The sequence below is a fragment of the Endozoicomonas sp. genome, assembly GCF_051008435.1.
Taxonomy (GTDB): Bacteria; Pseudomonadota; Gammaproteobacteria; order Pseudomonadales; family Endozoicomonadaceae; genus Endozoicomonas_A.
Window position 1 is genome coordinate 1 of record NZ_JBPCXO010000074.1, and the last position, 20,012, is coordinate 20,012.

At 48.0% G+C, this 20,012-nt stretch carries 17 protein-coding genes; 6 read left to right on the plus strand and 11 right to left on the minus strand.

The window, feature by feature from the left end; genetic code table 11:
- Positions 1–259 precede the first annotated feature (259 nt).
- The 8 genes from ACR2PX_RS03445 to ACR2PX_RS03480 form a co-directional block, all read right to left on the minus strand.
- On the minus strand, positions 260–1,207 hold the full coding sequence (locus tag ACR2PX_RS03445; protein ID WP_433997964.1) for a sugar kinase: 948 nt from the start codon (positions 1,205–1,207) through the stop codon (positions 260–262).
- Positions 1,208–1,211: 4 nt separating this feature from the next.
- Entirely contained in the window at positions 1,212–2,426 is a 1,215-nt protein-coding gene (gene uxuA, locus ACR2PX_RS03450; protein ID WP_433997965.1) for a mannonate dehydratase, read from the minus strand.
- Positions 2,423–3,931, minus strand: a complete 1,509-nt coding sequence (locus tag ACR2PX_RS03455) for a mannitol dehydrogenase family protein (protein ID WP_433997966.1) — start codon at positions 3,929–3,931, stop codon at positions 2,423–2,425. Before ACR2PX_RS03455 ends, uxuA begins: the two co-directional genes overlap by 4 nt.
- A complete protein-coding gene (uxaC, locus tag ACR2PX_RS03460; RefSeq protein ID WP_433997967.1) occupies positions 3,931–5,343 on the minus strand; it encodes a glucuronate isomerase in 1,413 nt (470 codons plus the stop codon). Before uxaC ends, ACR2PX_RS03455 begins: the two co-directional genes overlap by 1 nt.
- Before the next feature lie 44 nt (positions 5,344–5,387).
- A complete protein-coding gene (locus ACR2PX_RS03465; protein WP_433997968.1) occupies positions 5,388–6,689 on the minus strand; it encodes a TRAP transporter large permease in 1,302 nt (433 codons plus the stop codon).
- Positions 6,689–7,237 carry a TRAP transporter small permease gene (locus ACR2PX_RS03470; RefSeq protein WP_433997969.1) on the minus strand — a complete coding sequence of 183 codons (549 nt, stop codon included), beginning with the start codon at positions 7,235–7,237 and terminating at the stop codon, positions 6,689–6,691. Before ACR2PX_RS03470 ends, ACR2PX_RS03465 begins: the two co-directional genes overlap by 1 nt.
- A gap of 35 nt (positions 7,238–7,272) precedes the next feature.
- Entirely contained in the window at positions 7,273–8,340 is a 1,068-nt protein-coding gene (locus tag ACR2PX_RS03475) for a TRAP transporter substrate-binding protein (RefSeq protein WP_433997970.1), read from the minus strand.
- A 153-nt stretch (positions 8,341–8,493) separates the two neighbouring features.
- Positions 8,494–8,850 carry a YgiW/YdeI family stress tolerance OB fold protein gene (locus tag ACR2PX_RS03480; protein ID WP_433997971.1) on the minus strand — a complete coding sequence of 119 codons (357 nt, stop codon included), beginning with the start codon at positions 8,848–8,850 and terminating at the stop codon, positions 8,494–8,496.
- 183 nt (positions 8,851–9,033) lie between these two features.
- On the opposite strand from ACR2PX_RS03480, the gene ACR2PX_RS03485 reads away from it, so the two are divergent.
- The gene (locus tag ACR2PX_RS03485) at positions 9,034–9,792 is read left to right on the plus strand and encodes a TlyA family RNA methyltransferase (RefSeq protein WP_433997972.1); all 759 of its coding nucleotides are present in this window, start codon (positions 9,034–9,036) and stop codon (positions 9,790–9,792) included.
- A 526-nt stretch (positions 9,793–10,318) separates the two neighbouring features.
- Positions 10,319–12,886 carry an inositol phosphate phosphatase SopB gene (locus tag ACR2PX_RS03490; RefSeq protein WP_433997980.1) on the plus strand — a complete coding sequence of 856 codons (2,568 nt, stop codon included), beginning with the start codon at positions 10,319–10,321 and terminating at the stop codon, positions 12,884–12,886.
- Here ACR2PX_RS03490 and ACR2PX_RS03495 read toward each other — a convergent pair whose 3' ends face one another.
- The 3 genes from ACR2PX_RS03495 to glpX all read right to left on the minus strand — a co-directional run bounded on the left by ACR2PX_RS03495 (position 12,887) and on the right by glpX (position 14,670).
- Positions 12,887–13,258: a hypothetical protein gene (locus tag ACR2PX_RS03495; protein WP_433997973.1), complete on the minus strand. Its 372-nt coding sequence runs from the start codon at positions 13,256–13,258 to the stop codon at positions 12,887–12,889. It abuts the gene before it with no gap.
- Positions 13,259–13,318: 60 nt separating this feature from the next.
- A complete protein-coding gene (locus ACR2PX_RS03500; RefSeq protein WP_433997974.1) occupies positions 13,319–13,582 on the minus strand; it encodes a YihD family protein in 264 nt (87 codons plus the stop codon).
- A gap of 77 nt (positions 13,583–13,659) precedes the next feature.
- A complete protein-coding gene (gene glpX, locus ACR2PX_RS03505; protein WP_433997975.1) occupies positions 13,660–14,670 on the minus strand; it encodes a class II fructose-bisphosphatase in 1,011 nt (336 codons plus the stop codon).
- A 429-nt stretch (positions 14,671–15,099) separates the two neighbouring features.
- On the opposite strand from glpX, the gene rpsL reads away from it, so the two are divergent.
- From rpsL to tuf, 4 genes are all read left to right on the plus strand, one after another.
- Positions 15,100–15,474 carry a 30S ribosomal protein S12 gene (gene rpsL, locus ACR2PX_RS03510; protein ID WP_433997976.1) on the plus strand — a complete coding sequence of 125 codons (375 nt, stop codon included), beginning with the start codon at positions 15,100–15,102 and terminating at the stop codon, positions 15,472–15,474.
- A gap of 140 nt (positions 15,475–15,614) precedes the next feature.
- Complete coding sequence (gene rpsG / locus ACR2PX_RS03515; RefSeq protein ID WP_433997977.1) at positions 15,615–16,085, plus strand: 30S ribosomal protein S7; 471 nt, start codon at positions 15,615–15,617, stop codon at positions 16,083–16,085.
- 18 nt (positions 16,086–16,103) lie between these two features.
- On the plus strand, positions 16,104–18,206 hold the full coding sequence (fusA, locus tag ACR2PX_RS03520; protein WP_433997978.1) for an elongation factor G: 2,103 nt from the start codon (positions 16,104–16,106) through the stop codon (positions 18,204–18,206).
- A gap of 96 nt (positions 18,207–18,302) precedes the next feature.
- Positions 18,303–19,496, plus strand: coding sequence for an elongation factor Tu (gene tuf / locus ACR2PX_RS03525; RefSeq protein ID WP_433997979.1), 1,194 nt, complete (start codon positions 18,303–18,305; stop codon positions 19,494–19,496).
- Positions 19,497–20,012 lie beyond the last annotated feature (516 nt).

The window sequence follows — 20,012 nt, forward strand, 5'->3', positions numbered from 1 at the left end:
AGCATAAAGGCGGTAAAAGGCTGCCAATCTGTAAAAATGAGCAAATCACGTCGGAGATATGGATGTTTTTTGCTCATTTTGTGATTTTGGATATCTGAATAACCTATTCTCGGTCAGGCTCCTAGCCAGAACGGCCGGTAACAGTCTGACATTAACCTGTGTACCACCCGGTTCAGGTGAACAGATGGCACTGGACAGAGACCTCGACGGTTTCTTGAACCGGGATGAAATGGTTGCTGACAAAAACCCGGCTGATGCTTCAAGTTTTCCTGGCAGCTGATCGGTATTGGCTTGTTTCGCTCAAATGTCTGGGAACAATGGCGCCAGGGTAGGAAACAACGATAGATGCCATTTGCTGTGCGCAGTGAATGGCATCTTCTATGGGCTCGTTGTTGATTCTGGCCGCCAGGTAAGCGCCATTAAAGGCATCTCCTGCGGCAGTGGTATCGAGAACGTTCTCTGCATTGATGGCGGGCAACTGCTTTTCTATTGAGGCTGTTTTAACAAAACAGCCACTTCCGCCTTGCTTGATTACTATTTCGGGAATCTGCTCCAAACGTTTCAACACCTCAGATAACGATCTATCTCCAAACAGTTCCAGTTCGTCATCCAGTGAGAGCAAGGCTATGTCGGTCAGGGCGAGTACTTCTGAAATACACTGACGAGCTTCTGCTCCAGATGACCAGAGTGAGGCTCGATAATTGCTGTCAAAGGCAATTCGGGCACCTCTGCTTTTTGCCTGCTGCAGAATATCCAGTAAAAACCGGCGACTATGATGATTCAGGATGGCCAGAGTGATTCCTGAGAGGTAGTAGAGGTCATAACCCTGCTGAAGTTCGGCTAACTGCCTGGCCTCAAGACCCGCAGTAAACATATAGCGGGCCGCTGAATCCTCTCTGTTGTAACTGAAGCTTCTTTCTCCGTCAGGCGACAGGTGTATTCGGTACTGTCCTGGCTGTTTGCCTTTCACGTAGCCTACCAGTTCGCAGTCGACGCCTTCATCTTTCCATTCATCTAATAACGTTGAGCTCAGAGGATCGTGCCCAAGCGCTGTAATAAAACTGATCTTTCTTCCGTTATTCAATGAGCGCTTCATATAGACAGCGGTGTTATAGACGTCCCCTCCGCATCTAAAAGCATCGTTAAATGATGCCGTGGCGTGCTGCTCTTCCATGCATTCTCCGATGCAGGCAATGGTCTGAATCATAGGGTTACCTCGCATCACTCATAGTCAGTGACTGTTCTATTCCTGTCATCAAACCACGCAACTCTGCCAGCCCCTTCATTCTGCCAATGCAGGAATATCCGGGGTTGGTCTTTTTATTGATGTCATCCAATATCTGGTGGCCATGATCAGGTCGCATTGGAATGCAGTGGTCACAGCGGCCTTCCTGTTTCCTTCTGAGCTGTTCAAGTAGCAGATTACGGACGATAGGAAACATATCATGGTCGCCCTTGAGGTGATCCGCTTCGTAGAAGCTCCTCTGATCTGCTTCCAGTGAGGTATTGCGCAAATGGACAAAGTTGATGCGGTGCCCCAGTCTTTGAGCGAGCCCTGCCAGATCAATGCCTTTTCGAGGCCCCAGTGAGCCACAGCAAAGAGTGATGCCATTGGCTGGAGAATCAGCCATGTCAATAATGTCAGAGAGGTCTGCTTCGGTACTGGCAATGCGCGGTAATCCCAGTAATGACCAGGGTGGGTCATCGGGATGAATCGCCATGCGAATGCCATATTGTTGGGCAGTCGGAATCACCTGTTGCAGGAAAAAGGCCAGATGTTCTTTTAACTGTTCGCTAGAAATTTGCTGATATTGATCAATGGCTTTCTGGAGTTGGTGAACCGTATAACCTTCTTCAGAGCCTGGAAGTCCGGCAATAATATTGTCTGTTAGTCGTTTAATGGATTCCGGAGAGAATGATGAGAAGCGTCGATGAGCTTCATCATAAAGCTGGGGGCTGTAATCGAGTTTGGATTCCGGTCTCTTGAGAATAAAGAGATCAAACGCTGAAAAATCAACAGCATCAAAGCGTAAAGCTTTGGAACCGTCAGGCATTTCAAAAGCCAGATCAGTACGAGTCCAGTCAAGAACCGGCATGAAGTTATAGCAGACAGTTTTGATACCGCACTTTGACAGATTCTCGAGCGTTTCCTGATACTGTTCTATATGTCTTAGGTAATCGCCAGTACGCAGTTTTATAGCTTCAGTGACAGGTACACTTTCTACTACAGACCAGTGCAGTCCCGTGGGGTGACCATGGCTGAATTCAATCTCATGGCAACGTTGTTGGATTTGTTCGACAGTCCACACTTCTCCATTAGGGATATGATGCAGTGCCGTGACTATTCCAGTAGCGCCAGTTTGCCGGATATCATTGATCGTGACAGGGTCATCAGGACCGAACCAGCGCCAGGTTTGTTCCATCATAATGAACCTCTTTCCGCCAGAGTCGAGACCGCTGAATCGGCACCATTTTCTATGAGAAGGTGATAGGCATTGCTGATGACGTTCTTAAATTCAGCGTTCACGATCAGGTCCTCACCAAATACCGTTTCCAGATTCAGCATGCTGGCAAGGTAGTGGTCTGAATCATCCGGATAACGATTATGAATCTTTAGGAATTCGTGACTGAGAGGATCGGTGACTTCGATGGGTTTCCCCTGCAGATCTTTGCCGCTGGCATACTGTATCCAGGCTGCAATGCCCAGACCCAGAAAGTTAAAAGAAGATTTCTGTTTTATGTGCCAGCGCACAGTATTCAGCCATCTTTGAGGGATTTTCTGACTGCCATCCATCGCCACCTGCGAGGTTTTATGTTTCAGACAGGTGTTGCTGAATCGACTCAACAGTTGATCAGCGTAAGCGTGCAGATCAACGCCTTCAGGCATGTTCAGAGAAACCATGACGTCTTCATAGAGTAAACGTCGGGCTGCCAGCCGATAGCTACTATGGCCCATAACTTGTGCAATGGTTTGATAGCCCCCGAGGTAGCCAAGATAGGCCAAAAAAGAGTGACAGCCATTGAGCATCCGCAGCTTCATCGTTTCATAGGGCCTGACATCGTCGACAAACTGAGCACCATCAACCAGATCCCAGTCGGGTCGACCCATGGGGAAGTGGTCTTCTATAACCCATTGACGATAGCTTTCAGTTATTACCGCCGCTGAGTCATAAAAGCCGTTTTTCTCTGCGAGGTCTGAGAGGTCTCTGTCTGATACAGACGGTACAATTCGGTCGACCATGGTGTTTGGGAAAGCGACGTTTTGGTCTATCCAGTCTGACAGTTCTGGATCTGAAGCCTTTGCCAGTTGTAAAACAGCACTGCGGGTACGCTTGCCATTTTCCGGAATGTTGTCGCAGCTGAGAACCGTGAAAGCCGGTATATTGTTCTGTTGTCGTATTTTAAGAGCCTGGACAATAAATCCCATTGCAGTAACAGGTTGCCCCGGGTGGCGGATATCGTTCTGGATATCCGGATGATCCATCAACAGTTTTGCGGATGAGGGATCGAGGCAGTAGCCTTTTTCGGTAATGGTGAGTGAAACAATACGGGTCTGTCTTTCTGCCATCTGTTGAATCAGGGGAGCAGGGTCGGTTCTGGCAAACAGGCATTTCACCAGAGCACCGCAAACAGAGACAGAGCGCTTCCCTTTTGCATCAACTTCAGTCACAGAGAACAGGTTATCCTGCTGGTCAAGAGCTTCAACCAGTTTCAGATTACTGCGGATATTGGCTGCACAGATGCCCCAGGCTGATTCATCACCGGCACTGATGGTTTCACAGGTATACAGTGCCTGATGTGCCCTGTGAAAGGCGCCCAGCCCCAAATGGACAATGCCTGCTTTTAACTGGTTTCGATCATAGCTGAATGCGTTGATCCAGGGCTCGATAGTCAGGTCACTGTCGAGTCTTTGGACGGCAGAGTTATCCATTAGAATTTATAGGCCTCTTTAGGGAGTCGATACGTGAGGTCATGAGCTGTTTCCATGGCTGCTTCTAACGTTATTCTGTGTTCACAGACCAGGGTGGCCAGAAAGCGACTGTCCATTCTTCGGGCAACATCATGACGGGCTGGGATAGAGAGAAATGCACGTGTGTCGTCGTTGAATCCGACCGTATTATAGAAACCCGCTGTCTCTGTGGTTTGTTGTCGATAACGCAGCATGCCCTCAGGATTGTCATGAAACCACCAGGGAGGCCCCAGCTTCATGGCCGGGTAGTGGCCAGCCAACGGTGCGAGCTCCCGGCTGTAGGTGGACTCATCCAGGGTGAAGACAATCAGAGTAAATTCTGGATTATTGCCCACTTCATTCAGCAGTGGCATTAACCCCTCAACAAAATTAACGGGTAGAGGAATGTCGCAACCCTTGTCCAGGCCAAAACGATCGAATATCAGCGAGTTATGGTTGCGCAAGGAGCCTGCATGAAGTTGCATGACCAACCCGTCTTGTAAGCTCATTCGAGCCATTTCAACCAGCATATGGCCTCTAAAGAGTTCAGCCTCTTCCGCAGAAAGCGTGCCTTCCAGCGATTGGGTCAGAAATCTTTGGCATTGGGCTTGAGAAAGCACTGTTGTGAAAGGTGTTGGAAATCCGTGATCAGTTGCTGTTGCACCACTCTCCGCAAAAAAGCGACGGCGAATGCTCAGTGCTTCCAGGTATTGGTGCCAGTTGTGGGTATCCTGACCGGTGAGTTCAGACAGTTTATGAATGTCCTGAAGGAAGTCCGGGTGTTCTGGATTGGTCACACTGTCCGGTCGAAAGGTGGTAATAATGCGCTGCTTCCAGTCTGACTGATTCAGGTGTTTGTGATGTTGCAGTGAATCTATGGCTGACTCTGTGGTCGCCAGAACTTCTATACCGAAACGTTCGAACAAGGCTCTTGGAAGAAAGGTTGGCTTATTAAGCTGATCACTGATTGCATCGTAGATCTGATCGGCAGAAGCGGCATTCAGAGTTTTTGAAACACCAAACACTTCATAAAGAGCATGGTCAATCCAGAGTTGGGTGGGGGTTCCTCGAAAGAGGCCTGGGTAATGTTTGGCGAAGAGGTGCCAGATCTTTCTTGAATTTCGTTCAGCGTCACCGAACTTATCAGGTACCCCAAGGGTTTCCATTGGGATTCCCTGACTGTAGAGCATTCTGAAGACATAATGATCCGGTGTAATGAAGAGCGCTGAAGGGGTTTCGAAAGGCTTATTTTCAGCAAACCAACGAGCTTCGGTATGCCCATGAGGACTGATAATAGGCAGTGCCTGTATGGATTGATAAATCTCACGGGTTATCTGCCGGACTGCAGGCTCTGCAGGGAACAGTCGGTCCGGGTGCAGGAGCTCACTGGTCATGGCACTACCTCAACAAGGCCGATCGAATGGATTCATCAGTTTAGTTAACTCAAGCCAAAAAGCTTGGGTAGAAACAGTGAAATCTCTGGCACGAAAGCAACGACCATCAATAGCAAAAACAGGATGGCATAAAACGGCAGCATAGGACGGATTACCTGATGAATGTCCACCTTGCCGACACTGCAGCCAATAAACAGGGCATTGCCTACGGGTGGGGTAATCAGTCCAATACAGAGATTGAATATCATCATGATGCCAAAGTGCAGGGGGCTCATTCCCAGCTCTGTAGCGATGGGCAGAAAAATAGGTGTGAACACCAGTACTGCAGGCGTCATATCCATAAATGTGCCAATAAAAAGCAACAACAAGTTGATGGCGAGAATAACCAGTACTGGATTCTCGGACAGTTGTAGCAAATAAGTACTGATCAGGTTGGGCAGGTCTGCTGAAGTTAAAGCCCAGGACATGCTGACAGAGACAGCAATCAGCAGCAGAACGATTGAAGTCGTGATGACTGATTCGAGAACAATGGAAGGCAGTTGTCTAATGGTGACTTCCCGATAGATGAATACTGCCAGAAAAAAACTGTAGGCCACGGCAAAAGCGGAAGCCTCTGTAGCCGTAAAGACACCGCTTAAAATCCCTCCCATAACAATAATAATCAGAGAGAGGCAGGGTAGGGCTTCCAGAAAAGTCCGGAAGACAGTTTGTAATGTTGGGCGATCTTTCCGGGGGTATCCTTTGCCAGCAGCAATACAGGCTGTCACAGCCATCAGGCAGAGTCCCATCAGAATGCCTGGCAGGTAGCCTGCCATGAACAGCGCAGCAATAGAGACTGAACCACTGGTCAGGGCATAAATGATCATGACATTGCTAGGAGGAATTAACAGGCCTACCGGACAAGATGCGGCATTGACGGCAGCAGAAAACGCAGGGTTATAGCCTTCTTTTTTCTGTACCGGGCTAATGATGCTGCCAACGGCAGCAGCAGATGCCGCACCTGATCCGGAAATTGAGCCAAAGAGCATATTGGCCATAATGTTCACATGGGCCAGTGACCCGGGAAGCGTGCCTACCAGTACCTGAGAAAAATTAATAAGACGACGGGCGATGCCTCCCTGGTTCATTAACACGCCTGCCAGTATGAAAAAAGGAATGGCCAGAAGGGAGAAGCTTTTCAATCCGGAACAGAGCCTCTGAGCGATTAGAATCAGAGAGGTTTCAAAAGACAGCATGGTTAGAACGGAGAGTAATGTTGCAATACCTATGGCAAAGCAAATAGGGACTCCAAGGAACAGCAATAGCAGGAAGCAACCGAATAGTAGGGTTATGGCGAATATTTCCATTACGGGTTCCTGGCAGCGGGTTTCAGAGGATTCTTGTTGACCGGTTTTTTGTTAAATGGGGTTTGGGTTGTTTTCTGGAACTGTTCAGCAATAAACAGTGCGCTGTAGAAAACAATGAAACAGCCCGCTATCGGTATCACGAAATAAACCACTCCGATGGGTATGTTGAGCCCCGGAGCCATTTGTCCCAGTGCCAGCGTTCGCATCGCAAACAGTAGCCCACCCGACACCATGACCAGCAGAGCAAACAATGCCACTGTTGAGTGGTAAAGCAGCTCGGCCAGGTGTTTTTTATTACCCTTCCATTGCCCACTAAACAGATTGATGGAGAGGTGCTTTTTTAACCCGGTCGTGTAAGCAGCACCCAACATGGCAACAGCCAGCATCAGGTGGCGGGCCAGCTCTTCTGTCCATGTACTGGGACTGGTAAAAGGCAGAAATCGACTGATGGCCTGCCAGAGTACCGACAGTACCAGTACGACCATGGCCGTTATGGTGAGAAACGCGAGAACTTGATCAACAGGACGTTTGATTTTTTCGATATTCATATTCAGCAAACCAGTGGATATCGGATTGTCATCTCTTATGGTTGGGTGGATAGCTTGGGTTGATCAGCAGAAGTCGCCTGGGGTATGGGAGAGCCTGTGACTTCTGACTGAATTTTTGAGAGTAATGTTGCCTGCCTTGGGTTACGGGTGAATTGTTGATAGAGCGGTTTAATAGCTTCCCGAAAAGGTTTCTTATCGACCTCTATAAAGGTGACACCCGCTTTGCTGGCCGTTTCCCGAGCCGCATTCAGTGTTTCGTTCCAGAGTGTTTTTTGGTAGTTCTCTGATCGCACCGCTGCTTCCCGGATTATTTTTCTTTGTTCTTCAGACAGTTTGTTGTTCCAGGTGTGGGTCGAAATTAGCAGGTAGTCCGGTACGCTGCTGTGCTGATCCTCGGAAAAGAAACGGGCTACTTCGTAGTGTCGGGTATCAACGTAGGAAGGTTCATTGTTTTCCGCCATATCCACAACGCCCTGCTGAAGAGCCGTATAAGTTTCTCCGAATGGAATAGGCGTTGGCATTCCCCCCATCAGTTTGATCATTTCAATCGTTGTTGGGCTGGGTTGTACCCGGACTTTCATCCCCTTGAGATCTTTGGGACTGTGGATCGGTTTGCGGGCATAAAAGCTTCGAAAGCGAGTTTCGAATGCAGCAATGGCGAAAAAACCTTTATGGGTGGGGGAAGCCATTATTTCCCGCCCCACGGGGCCGTATACCACTTTGTTGAAATGTTCGAGGCTTTCAAAAAGGTAGGGCAGGTTGAAGATGGCGAATGTGTTATCGAACAGTTCAAGATCACTGGCCGTTCCCTTGGTCATATCAATGATGCCATGCTGCAGCATTTGCAGGGTATCCACTGCATCGCCCATCTGACCTGCGGGGTAAATTCGCAGTCTGAGTGTCCCTTTAGACAGGGTATCCAGTTGCTGATCCATATGAATCAGAGCTTTGTGAACCATATGTTTCTGGTTCAGGTTGTGAGCGAGTTTGAGGGTGACCGTTTTGTCGGGCCAGGCGAGAGAGACCACAAAGCAAAGAGGGAGACAGATCAATAATTTCAGGAACTTTGAGCTGATCTTTGAGTAATGAGGGCTATTGGTCATCAGTGTTTACTGCTCCCGAATGATAAACCTCTGGGCTACAGGGCAACACTAAAAGTAGTTAGTAATCGGAGAGATGATTGTAATTTTTGTTTTCATGGAATGAAGGGCCGCTGGTGGAGTGTCAGCAACCCTTCTTTTGGAATGAATGTCTGTTCAGATAATAGAGATTTTCTCGACTTCAATTTCTGTCGTTTCAAAAGCACCGGCTTCTACTTCACCAGAAATCTTCACCTGAGTCTTTTCATTGATAGACACATGAGGCAGGTCTTCCGAATCAATTTCTACCTGAATACTGTCTTTGCCGTCTGAGAACAGATAGGTTTCTTTGTCGATTTTCTTGGTCAGGTAGCCGGTCAGCTCCACCTGAGAGTCATCAATCGGGTTTTTATTGATAGACGCTACATCACTGATCTTTGAGGTACTACCTGGGCCGGTGTAATCAGCAAAAGCGTTGCCAGTGGACAGTGCAATGGTGGAAGCAGTAAGGAACGCAGTCAGTGTCTTGTTCATGGTTTGTGTCTCAGGGCTTGTTTAGAAGATGGGCTTAGAATAATCAGAACCAGATAACCAGAAGATGAGTGAAACATTAAACTTTTTTCATTTAAGTATCAGGGTGTGCTCTAAATGCTTTTCCTGCTCTGTGAAACGTGCTTTAGAGGTATACTTTCCTCATTTCCCAATGCGGTTATCAGAATGGAAAGAGTGGATCGTCTGTTGGTGGATCAGGGCTTGGCTTCTTCCCGTACTCAGGCACAGAAATACATTTCTGAAGGCAAGGTGCAGGTGTTGCACTCCGGCAACTGGCAGGCAGTAAAGAAGCCCAGCGAGAAGTTGACTGAGGATGTGGAACTGAAAGTAGCTCTGGATGAATCAGACCGGTTTGTTTCCCGTGGTGGACTCAAACTGGCTGGCGCTTTGGAGAGGATTGGGCTTGATATCACGGGAATGACGGTAATTGATGTAGGCCAGTCAACAGGCGGTTTTACTGATTGTGCCTTGCAGTCCGGGGCCGCAAAAGTAGTCGGTATTGAAGTAGGTCATGACCAGCTGGTTGAAAAGTTGAGGAAGGATGAGCGAGTTGTCTGCCTGGAGGGTGTTAATGCCCGGGAGCTGAGTCCGACTCTGTTAGAACATACAGAGAATGAGGCCGGGTTCGATCTGGCAGTAATGGATGTCTCTTTTATTTCCCAGTCCAAGATTATACCTTCATTAGCTCCTTTGATTAAGAAGGACGGCTTTTTGATCAGCCTGGTCAAACCACAATTTGAAGTGGGGAAAGCCGGTCTGGGCAAAGGAGGTATTGTCAGGGATGAAAGTCTCTATCCTGAAGTGGAATCTGCCATTCGAAGCTGCCTTGAAAAACAGGGTCTGAAGACAGCAGACTATTTCGACAGCTCAATCAAAGGCGGCGATGGTAACCGGGAGTTTCTGATTATTGCCAGAAAAGTATAATTGACTGACTAAAGCGTTACTCCATGCTTCCAGTTGGCCTGCTCTCTATAGCCCATTTGTTCATTTCGGGTTGGCTGGCTGGAGAAAAATCGGATCAGAGTCCGACTCCCTTCTTTAGACGTATGTGTTTATTACCTTCAGTAATCAGGTTTCCTTTCTCCAATGGCTTGAGGGTCAGCAGAATCGTGTAACAAATATTATCTGTCAGTTTTCTGGCAGAGCATTCAGTTCTGAGTCATAAGATAGGGGAGTGACAGAAAATCGTCTTGCTTAATGGTCTTCAGGCCAGATAAAGGCAGTAGGGATAAACCTATACTAGGAATATTAGATAAAAATATCAGGGAAGACGGTAATGGCAACAGGCGGCATAGATAAGCCAAGTAGCAGTCCATACAGTTCTCAGAGCTCCTCCTCCAGTGAGTCTGAAGACTCATCGTTTTCCTCTAGTACGGGTACGCGCACTCTGAGTGGCAGTTCGGTGAGTACAGCGGAGGGAAGCAGAAGGCGTACAGATACATTGAGTGAAATGCCTGTTGAGCAAAGGCAGCGTCTGGCTACGCGGACCGCTGAGGTACTTGATCAGATTCGCAGGCCTCGATCAGCGCATTCCACCACTTCATCGGCTTCAGAAAGTTCACTGGAAAGCTCTTCTATCACTTCATTGCAGAAGGCAGAAAGGCCAAAGTCGGTTAAACGCCCGAGGGATTTTCAAGACAAGAAGTCCGCGTTGGCTGAGAAATACAGAAAGTTAAGAAGCGAGAATAGGAAAAAAATTGATGCAATGGTGGATTTGAAAAATCCAGCTAGCCTGGGGGCTACATTGTTTCAGGCCATTACTAAACAAGATCCACGTTTGGCTTTATTGGAGTTTGAAGCAGAATATCTGCAAGAGGAAATGTGCCAGCATCTTGAACCTCATATTAACAGACCTGATTTTGATTCTTGGGCGGCTTCTGCTCTGACCAAAGTGATTAAAGGGGGAGGCATAGCTTCCGGCTTTTTTCCCAAGCTTGATCAGTGGCATAGAGCGCATTCCCGTAACTCTGAAATTCCAATGTCACTTTCAAAGCTATCAATACCCAAAGAGTTAGAGAATCCACCTGTGGAATTAAAGATGTGCTGGGCTAATACACATCAGCTCCTGAAAGGAATGATTCCCGTATTACGAACCAATTATTTTGAAGAGTTGCTAAAAGAAGGGACGGAAGATGAGCAAAAAAATGCTTATGTTCGTCTAAGAGCTAATTTGCAGGGGCATATAAGTTCTGTTGATCAGCAGCTTCTAACGCTGAGAAGTTTAGCAGTGGGGATAGATCAAACCGGCTTTGTCAGTGCACTTGAAGAAACGCTTGAAGGTCTAAAAGAGCATTTGCTCCAGCAGCAAGACGTTGTGGATATTTTTGAGCGACAGGATTTCAGATATCAGGGCGATTACATTAGTGATATGGCTCTGACTTTGGGTTCTGTCGATACGTTTTTGAAAAGCAATGCCGTTAAGCAAATAAAGCCCAGTACCAAAGAAGGTAAAGCTATCAAGGCGTTGAAGGAGTTCACCAGTAAGGTTGAGATTCCTACAGACCCCCGAGAGCTTAGGCCAACAATAGTCGCAGATCTAAAAACAGCTAAAGATCATATGGCAGAATGTGCCGAGGCTGCAGGACTGAAACACAAATATAAAAAGCAGCTGACCGAAGACAGAATGCAAATGGCTTGGCCTACCATAATCCAGACAATACCTGCCCGTCTTGGAAGCCGTACTGCTTTAGTTGAGTCCTGGAATCAGCCATTGGAAGAAACATTTGGTCGACCCGGCTGTGTGCCTTCTACAGCGCAGAATGTTGCAGATAGACCTTGTAATGCCTGGGGGCATACACTTCAGCCGCATGATGGAAAAGGAACGTTGGTTAAATTTGTACGTTCGGCTGTGCCCACACCCTATGAATTGAAAAAAGGTAAAAGTACAAAGCAATCCGGAGCGACTGAAAAAACCAAGCTGCAGTGGCAAGAGCAAAGGCTGGTCGGCGCGAGAGAAAAAGCCAAGCAACAGTTGATTGATGGTTTGCTTATGGAAGTGGGAGGCGATGTAGGCCAACTTGAGGCTATTTGCGGTAAACCCGAAAAGGCGGCTATATGCCCTATGTTGCCAATTAGCTATCTGACCACCGATCTGACTCGACATTACTCCGGCAAGCATGATGATGAATTTACAATGCATCTTGAAGCATTGGCAGGCTTTACTGCGCTTATTTCCAAGCCTGATGAAATTAAAGAGATTGAGTTTAAGGACAAAAATGGTCAACAAAGAAAGATCTATCTGAAGCCTAGTGTGGCTCCGGTTTCTTGTGCATGTAACAGTCTGGCCTTCAAATTTGATGCAGTGACTTTTCCATGGGGTCTTTCCGATGATCTGAATCGGTTATCAGTTGAAGATGTGACCGGTTCTGAATTACCAGAAGATCCCATTGGAGGCTGGGCTGGTGAATACCTCGAAGCGTTTGAAAGAAAGCATAAAAGACCGCATCCTCTTACAGAAGATATCAAAAAACTGGTGGATGAGTGGCGTATAATGCTGCTTCTTGAAGAGCACCATAGCCAAGGCAACGATACTTTCAAAGCGGGTGACTTTCCTGCTGCGATATCCTTAATGCTCAGAGAGGATCATCCTCTGGTCATAGAAGATATTGAGAAAGCCACTGAGCTGCAAGACGTTGACTTAACAGATGTAGATGCCGTGTCTGATGAGCCTTATCGGTTCCCAATTCAGCTGTTTCTGTTCTGTAAAAGTGGTAAAGATCGAACGGGTGCAGGTTCAGCTGCTTTGGACAGGTTTATGACCGAGCACTATCTCAGTAAGTTAACTTCTGTTGTTGAGCCCTTGTTTAGCAAAGATCGTCTCTATAACGCACAGAATTTCTCAATATTTGTTCAGTTAAAGATTCAGTATCTGAACGGTGCTCTGGCTTATAAAACCGGTGGTGAGCAAGTAGGAGAGACCGTGAGTAAAGGGAGAAAGCACTCTTCAAAGACTACTGTTATTCAAGAAGAAGTCCCAGGGAAGAAAAAGAAGAAAAAAGGCACAACCAAAAAGAAATAATCAGGGCCCCAGCTTCCAGGTAGTGACCGGTAATTGATAATGCTTAATCACTAGTTGTAAACGATCCCAATATTCCTGATCTGCAGATTTTTTCAGAATCAAAACGATACCCGCCTGTTTTTTCGTAAGCATCGCATAATCCAGTGACTGACCAATGGCTTCGGGCCATTTGTTGGCAAAGTCCATTTCAATAGCATGACTATTCGTAATGCAGTCGACCCGTCTTCCATCCTCCAGCCTGGCTTCAACTTCTCCACCTTTGCCTTCACACCAGACTTTCTGATACCAGAGTTCGGGCTCTCCTGCCGAAGCCGTACTTAACAATAAATGGGATGAAAGAATAGCAAAGAGACGAGGTAGCGCCGTTGTCATGAGCTCAATCCTTTGAGTTCGTTATTTAACGCTACCTGTCGTTATTGCGGGATGCAATGACTACTTGATGCCTCTGGCTTTGAGTAAAGCTTTTTTGAAATCAGGAATAGCATCTTTGGCAATGCCGGGAATCATGGCATCTTTCTTTTCACCCTTCATTTTCAGGTGATAAATCAGAGTGTCGTCGGTCAGAGAGGACAGATCACCTTTGTGGCCGGCTTCGTCCGCTAGATTCTGAAGAACTTCAATCAGGTTGAGATGAGCTTCTTTATTCCACTCAGGGCCAAGAAGTTCAAACAGTTCGTTGATTTTATGACAGCTCATTTTGATTACAGCTATTGATGAGGAGAGAGGGGGAGCCATTGCCCACACAGGAAATGGCTCAGTATAAGCGGGCAATATTAAAGAATGACACCTTTAATGTCGTCGTCTTTGCGATCCAGGTAGTGAATAGACTTGATGCGACGAATCGTACGGGACTTGCCTCGAATGACCAGAGTTTCCGTTTCCGCAATGTTGCCCTTGCGGGAAATGCCTTCCAGCAGATCACCTTTGGTGATGCCGGTGGCTGAGAAGACTACGTTATCAGAACTGGCCATATCATCCAGGCGCAATAATATACCGGGCTCAATGCCCATTTCTTTACAACGGATACGCTCAATTTCACCGGCAGCCTTGTTCTCAGGTGTGCCGCCCTTGGCTTCATCACGGGTCATCAGGCGGCCCTGCATATCGCCACCCAAAGCACGGATTACAGCTGCTGATATAACGCCTTCAGGAGCACCACCGATGCAGTACATCATGTCAACTTCACTGTCTGGCATGCAGGCCAGAATAGAAGCTGCTACGTCACCATCCGGAATGGCGAATACTTTTACACCCATTTTCTGCATCATGGCAATAGCGCTGTCATGTCTGGGTTTGGCCAGAGTGATAACGGTCAAGCTTTCAATAGGCTTGTGCAGGGCTTTGGCGACATTATGGATATTTTCCTTGAGCCCAAGATTCAGGTCGATGGCATTCTTTGCGCCTGGGCCGGCAACCAATTTTTCCATATACATGTCAGGGGCTTTCAGAAAAGAGCCTTTTTCACCCGCAGCCAGAACGGCAACAGCATTATTCTGGCCCATTGCCGTCATGCGGGTGCCTTCAATAGGATCCACCGCAATGTCAACGCACTCTCCCTGACCCTTGCCAACTTTTTCTCCGATGAAAAGCATGGGAGCTTCGTCGATTTCGCCTTCACCAATGACAATCTCGCCATCCATCTCAACTTTGTTGAGCATGGCTCTCATGGCTTCAACGGCTGCGCCGTCAGCTGCATTTTTGTCACCTCTGCCCAGCCATTTATAGCCAGCCAGAGCAGCCGCTTCGGTCACACGTGAGAATTCAATCGCCAGTTCGCGTTTCATGGTAATCCTGATGGTGATCTAGGGTATCGGCGGGACTTTAGCATATCTCGGCTATCTGGGGTGACCCGCAATACTGAAGAAATCAGGGAATCGAATCGTGGAGATCTGAAAAAATGAAAGATCGAGTTCTGGTCGCCCTTAATATGGTTTTTACATAGCAATATACGGCTTTTACTAAGAATGACTGTACAAAAGTTCAGGTTTTTTACCCTACAAGTTCATCCTTGATGCGATTTGTGTTATCCACAGGCTTGACGCCATTTCCTGCATTCCGTAAAATTTCGCGGCTTTATATTGCCCCGAGCTGTATTTTCGAGGGCGGGTAGATGCCGGTTTGTACGCCGGCTTTTGCCGTTGAAGCAAAGAATTATCTGTGCACTCCTCTGACGCGGATAGTTCTATTTACTTAGAAACGACTGGAGTTCGCCAATGGCAACAATTAACCAGCTGGTTCGCAAGCCACGTAAGCGTAAGGTCCAAAAGACCGACGTACCTGCTCTGCAGGCTTGCCCACAGCGTCGCGGTGTTTGCACTCGTGTTTACACCACTACCCCTAAGAAGCCAAACTCAGCGCTGCGTAAAGTATGTCGTGTGCGTTTGACTAACGGCTTTGAAGTGACTTCCTACATCGGTGGTGAAGGTCACAACCTGCAAGAGCACAGTGTTGTTCTGATCCGTGGCGGTCGTGTAAAAGACTTGCCAGGTGTTCGTTACCACACCGTTCGCGGTAGTCTGGACACTCAGGGTGTCAACGACCGTAAGCAGGGCCGTTCCAAGTACGGTACCAAGAAACCTAAGTCCTGATCGGCAAAGGTTTCACAAACTGGCAGCCTGAGGTTGCCAGAAAAGTCGGGTCTTAGACCTGAAAGAATTCAACAGTAGGTTGATAAGAGTAAGGCCGGAGTGATTCCGGATTACCTGAAGGCCGAAAAGAGGGCTTATCAATGCCAAGAAGACGCGTAGTCGCCAAGCGCGAAGTGCTGCCAGATCCTAAGTTTCATAACAAAACTCTGGCTAAATTCATTAACCATGTGATGGTTTCCGGTAAAAAATCTGTTGCCGAGAAAATCGTTTATGGAGCGCTGGACAAAGTTCAGGAGCGTACTAACAAGGATCCTCTGGAGCAGTTTGAAAAAGCTCTGGAATCCATTGCTCCTATGGTAGAAGTAAAATCCCGCCGTGTAGGTGGTGCTACCTACCAGGTGCCCGTAGAAGTTCGTCCAAGTCGTCGCACAGCTCTGGCTATGCGTTGGCTGGTAGACGCTGCGCGTAAGCGTGGTGAGAAGTCCATGGATCTCCGTCTGGCAGGCGAAGTGATGGATGCTGCCGAGAGCAAGGGTGCTGCTGTCAAGAAGCGTGAAGACGTGCATCGCATGGCTGAAGCCAACAAAGCGTTCTCTCACTACCGTTTCTAAGTATCAGAGGATTGAGTCGTGGCCCGTAAAACCCCTATTGACCGCTATCGCAATATTGGTATTTGTGCCCATGTTGACGCGGGTAAGACAACGACCACTGAACGTGTACTGTTCTACACCGGTCTGAGCCACAAAATCGGTGAAGTTCATGATGGTGCTGCTACCATGGACTGGATGGAGCAGGAGCAGGAGCGTGGTATTACCATTACTTCTGCTGCTACTACATGTTTCTGGCGTGGTATGGATGCTCAGTTTGATGAGCATCGTGTCAATATTATCGATACTCCAGGACACGTTGACTTCACTATCGAAGTTGAGCGTTCTCTGCGAGTGCTGGATGGCGCGGTTGTAGTGCTGTGTGGCTCCTCCGGCGTACAGCCTCAGACTGAAACCGTGTGGCGTCAGGCTGACAAGTACGAAGTGCCGCGTATGGTCTTCGTAAACAAGATGGACCGTACTGGTGCTGACTATCAAATGGTAGTAGACCAGTTGCGCGAGCGCTTGAATGCAACTGCAGTGCCAATGCAGATGACAATTGGTGCTGAAGACGAATTCAAGGGTGTTGTCGATCTCGTTAAGATGAAGGCAATCATCTGGAATGAAGCTGATCAGGGAATGACCTTCAAGTATGAAGACATTCCTGCGGATATGGCTGATGTTTGTGCTGAGATGCATGAATACATGGTCGAAGCTGCTGCTGAAGCGACTGAAGAGCTGATGGATAAGTACCTTGAAGAAGGTGCTTTGACTGAGGAAGAGATTAAGGCAGGTATCCGTGCGCGGACTCTGGCCAATGAAATCATTCCTGTCTTTGGTGGCTCTGCATTCAAGAATAAGGGTGTTCAGGCTGTTCTGGATGCTGTTATCGAGTACATGCCTTCTCCGAAAGAAGTTAAGGCTATCGAAGGTGTTCTGGACGATAAGGACGGAACCGTTGAGACTCGTGCAGCTGACGACAGTGCGCCGTTTGCTTCTCTGGCGTTCAAGATTGCAACTGACCCGTTTGTGGGTACTCTGACCTTCGTTCGTAGTTACTCCGGTACTCTGAACTCCGGCGACACTGTTTACAACCCGGTTAAAGGGAAGCGTGAGCGTGTTGGTCGTATGGTGCAGATGCACTCTAACAACCGTGAAGAGCTCAAAGAGTGTCTGGCGGGCGACATCGTTGCCTTGATCGGCATGAAAGATGTGACCACAGGGGACACATTGTGCGCCCTGAATAATGTGATCACTCTGGAGCGCATGGAGTTTCCGGAGCCGGTAATCTCTGTTGCTGTTGAGCCGAAAACCAAGGTTGACCAGGAAAAGATGGGTATTGCTCTGGGCAAGTTGGCTCAGGAAGATCCTTCTTTCCGTGTTCATACTGACGAAGAGAGTGGTCAGACCATCATCTCTGGTATGGGTGAGCTACACCTGGATATCCTTGTTGATCGTATGCGTCGCGAATTCAACGTAGAAGCGAACATTGGTAAGCCTCAGGTGGCTTATCGTGAGAAGCTGAAGGGTACCGTTGACGCTAACCACAAGTTTGCCAAGCAGTCTGGTGGTCGCGGTCAGTATGGTCATGTTGTTATCGAGCTTTCTCCTGCTGAAGCCGGTGAAGAAGGTCTTGAGTTTATCAACGAGATCGTAGGTGGTGCTATTCCTCGTGAATACATCCCAGCGGTGCAGAAGGGTCTGGAAGAGCAGATGAAGAACGGTGTTATCGCCGGTTATCCTCTGCTCGGTCTGAAGGCTCGTTTGTACGATGGTTCGTATCACGATGTTGACTCTAACGAAATGGCGTTTAAAATCGCTGCTTCTCAGTGCTTGAAGAAGTACGCCCCACAGGCTCAGCCTGTGCTGATGGAACCTATGATGCAGGTTGAGGTGGTAACACCTGAAGACTACATGGGTGACGTTATGGGTGACCTGAGTCGTCGTCGTGGCGTTCTTCAGGGTATGGAAGATACCCCTTCCGGCAAAACAATTAATGCTCAGGTGCCGCTGGGTGAAATGTTCGGCTACGCCACAGATCTGCGTTCAGCAACTCAGGGGCGTGCTACATACTCTATGGAATTCGCAGAGTATGCCGAAGCGCCCGCCAGCATTGCTGAAGCGGTCATTAAAAACCAGGGTTAATATACGCTGACAATATTCTAACAGTCTAAAATGGCTGTTAGAATGCTGCATCGAGTATCACTACCCCCGAACTATTGATATCAAAGGTCTAGAGAAATGGCTAAGGAAAAATTTGAACGTTCGAAGCCGCACGTAAACGTCGGCACCATTGGTCACGTTGACCACGGTAAAACGACTCTGACTGCTGCGTTGACACGTGTTTGTGCAGAAGTATGGGGCGGTGAAGCTAAAGACTTCTCTCAAATTGACAATGCTCCTGAAGAGCGTGAGCGTGGTATTACCATCTCTACTGCTCACGTAGAGTACGATTCTCCAAATCGTCACTATGCTCACGTTGATTGCCCAGGTCACGCTGACTACGTTAAGAACATGATCACTGGTGCTGCTCAGATGGACGGCGCTATCCTGGTATGTTCCGCTGCTGATGGCCCCATGCCTCAGACTCGTGAGCACATCCTGTTGTCTCGTCAGGTTGGTGTACCTTACATCGTGGTATTCCTGAACAAAGCTGACATGGTAGACGACGAAGAGCTGCTGGAACTGGTTGAGATGGAAGTTCGTGAGCTTCTCGACATGTATGAGTTCCCAGGTGACGACACTCCAATCGTTATCGGTTCTGCTCTGATGGCTCTGGAAGGCAAAGACGACAACGAAATGGGTACTACTGCTGTTAAGAAGCTGGTAGAAACCCTGGACGAGTACATTCCTCAGCCAGAGCGTGCTATCGATCAGCCGTTCCTGATGCCTATCGAGGACGTATTCTCCATCGCTGGTCGTGGTACTGTAGTAACTGGCCGTGTTGAGCGTGGTATCGTTACTGTTGGTGAAGAAGTAGAAATCATTGGTATCAAGGAAACGACCAAGACTACTGTAACTGGCGTTGAAATGTTCCGTAAGCTGCTGGACGAAGGTCGTGCAGGCGAGAACGTTGGTGCGCTGCTGCGTGGTACCAAGCGTGAAGAAGTTGAGCGTGGACAGTGTCTGGTTAAGCCAGGAACTGTAACTCCTCACACCAAGTTCGAAGCAGAAGTATACATTCTGTCCAAGGACGAAGGTGGTCGTCACACTCCATTCTTCAAGGGCTATCGTCCTCAGTTCTACTTCCGTACCACTGACGTGACCGGTGCTGTAGAACTGCCAGAAGGCGTTGAAATGGTAATGCCTGGTGACAACATCAACTTCGTAGCTACTCTGATCGCTCCAGTAGCGATGGAAGACGGCCTGCGCTTCGCTATCCGTGAAGGTGGACGTACTGTAGGTGCTGGTGTTGTAGCTAAGATCATCGAGTGATATTGATTCACTGGTAATCTAAAGCCACCCTATAAAAACCTCGGACTTGTCCGGGGTTTTTTTATGGGTGGAGATTGAGTGTGGTTTTGTGGGGGTGTCTCCATGTTGTTGGAGGGGTGTGGTGTTTCTTGTTAATGAGAGTGGGTAAAAGGTGTAGAGGGGGGTGGAGTGTCCTTAGGTTTGCTGTTGCTGGGGTCCAAGTGATCGAGGTGTGAGGGGATTTACAGGCTGTCAGTTATTGTGAAAGAATGGCTGGGCCGTTTGGCGCAGTAACCCAATAAGAATAAATGGACTTTTTGTCATGGCTGAATTGTTGTTTTATAGCGAGCCTACTCTTCTCAATCGCGAAGTGCATAAAACCCTTCGATTTTCTGCTTCCCCCGATTACTCATTCGTAACTATTCAGCCCCCTCAAAATAGGCTGGATTTTTCAGAGTTTTGTGCCATTTTCTACTAAACCTTTCTCTTTACTCTCAGTCATGACTCATATTGCACCCGATATACAGACCCGCGTCG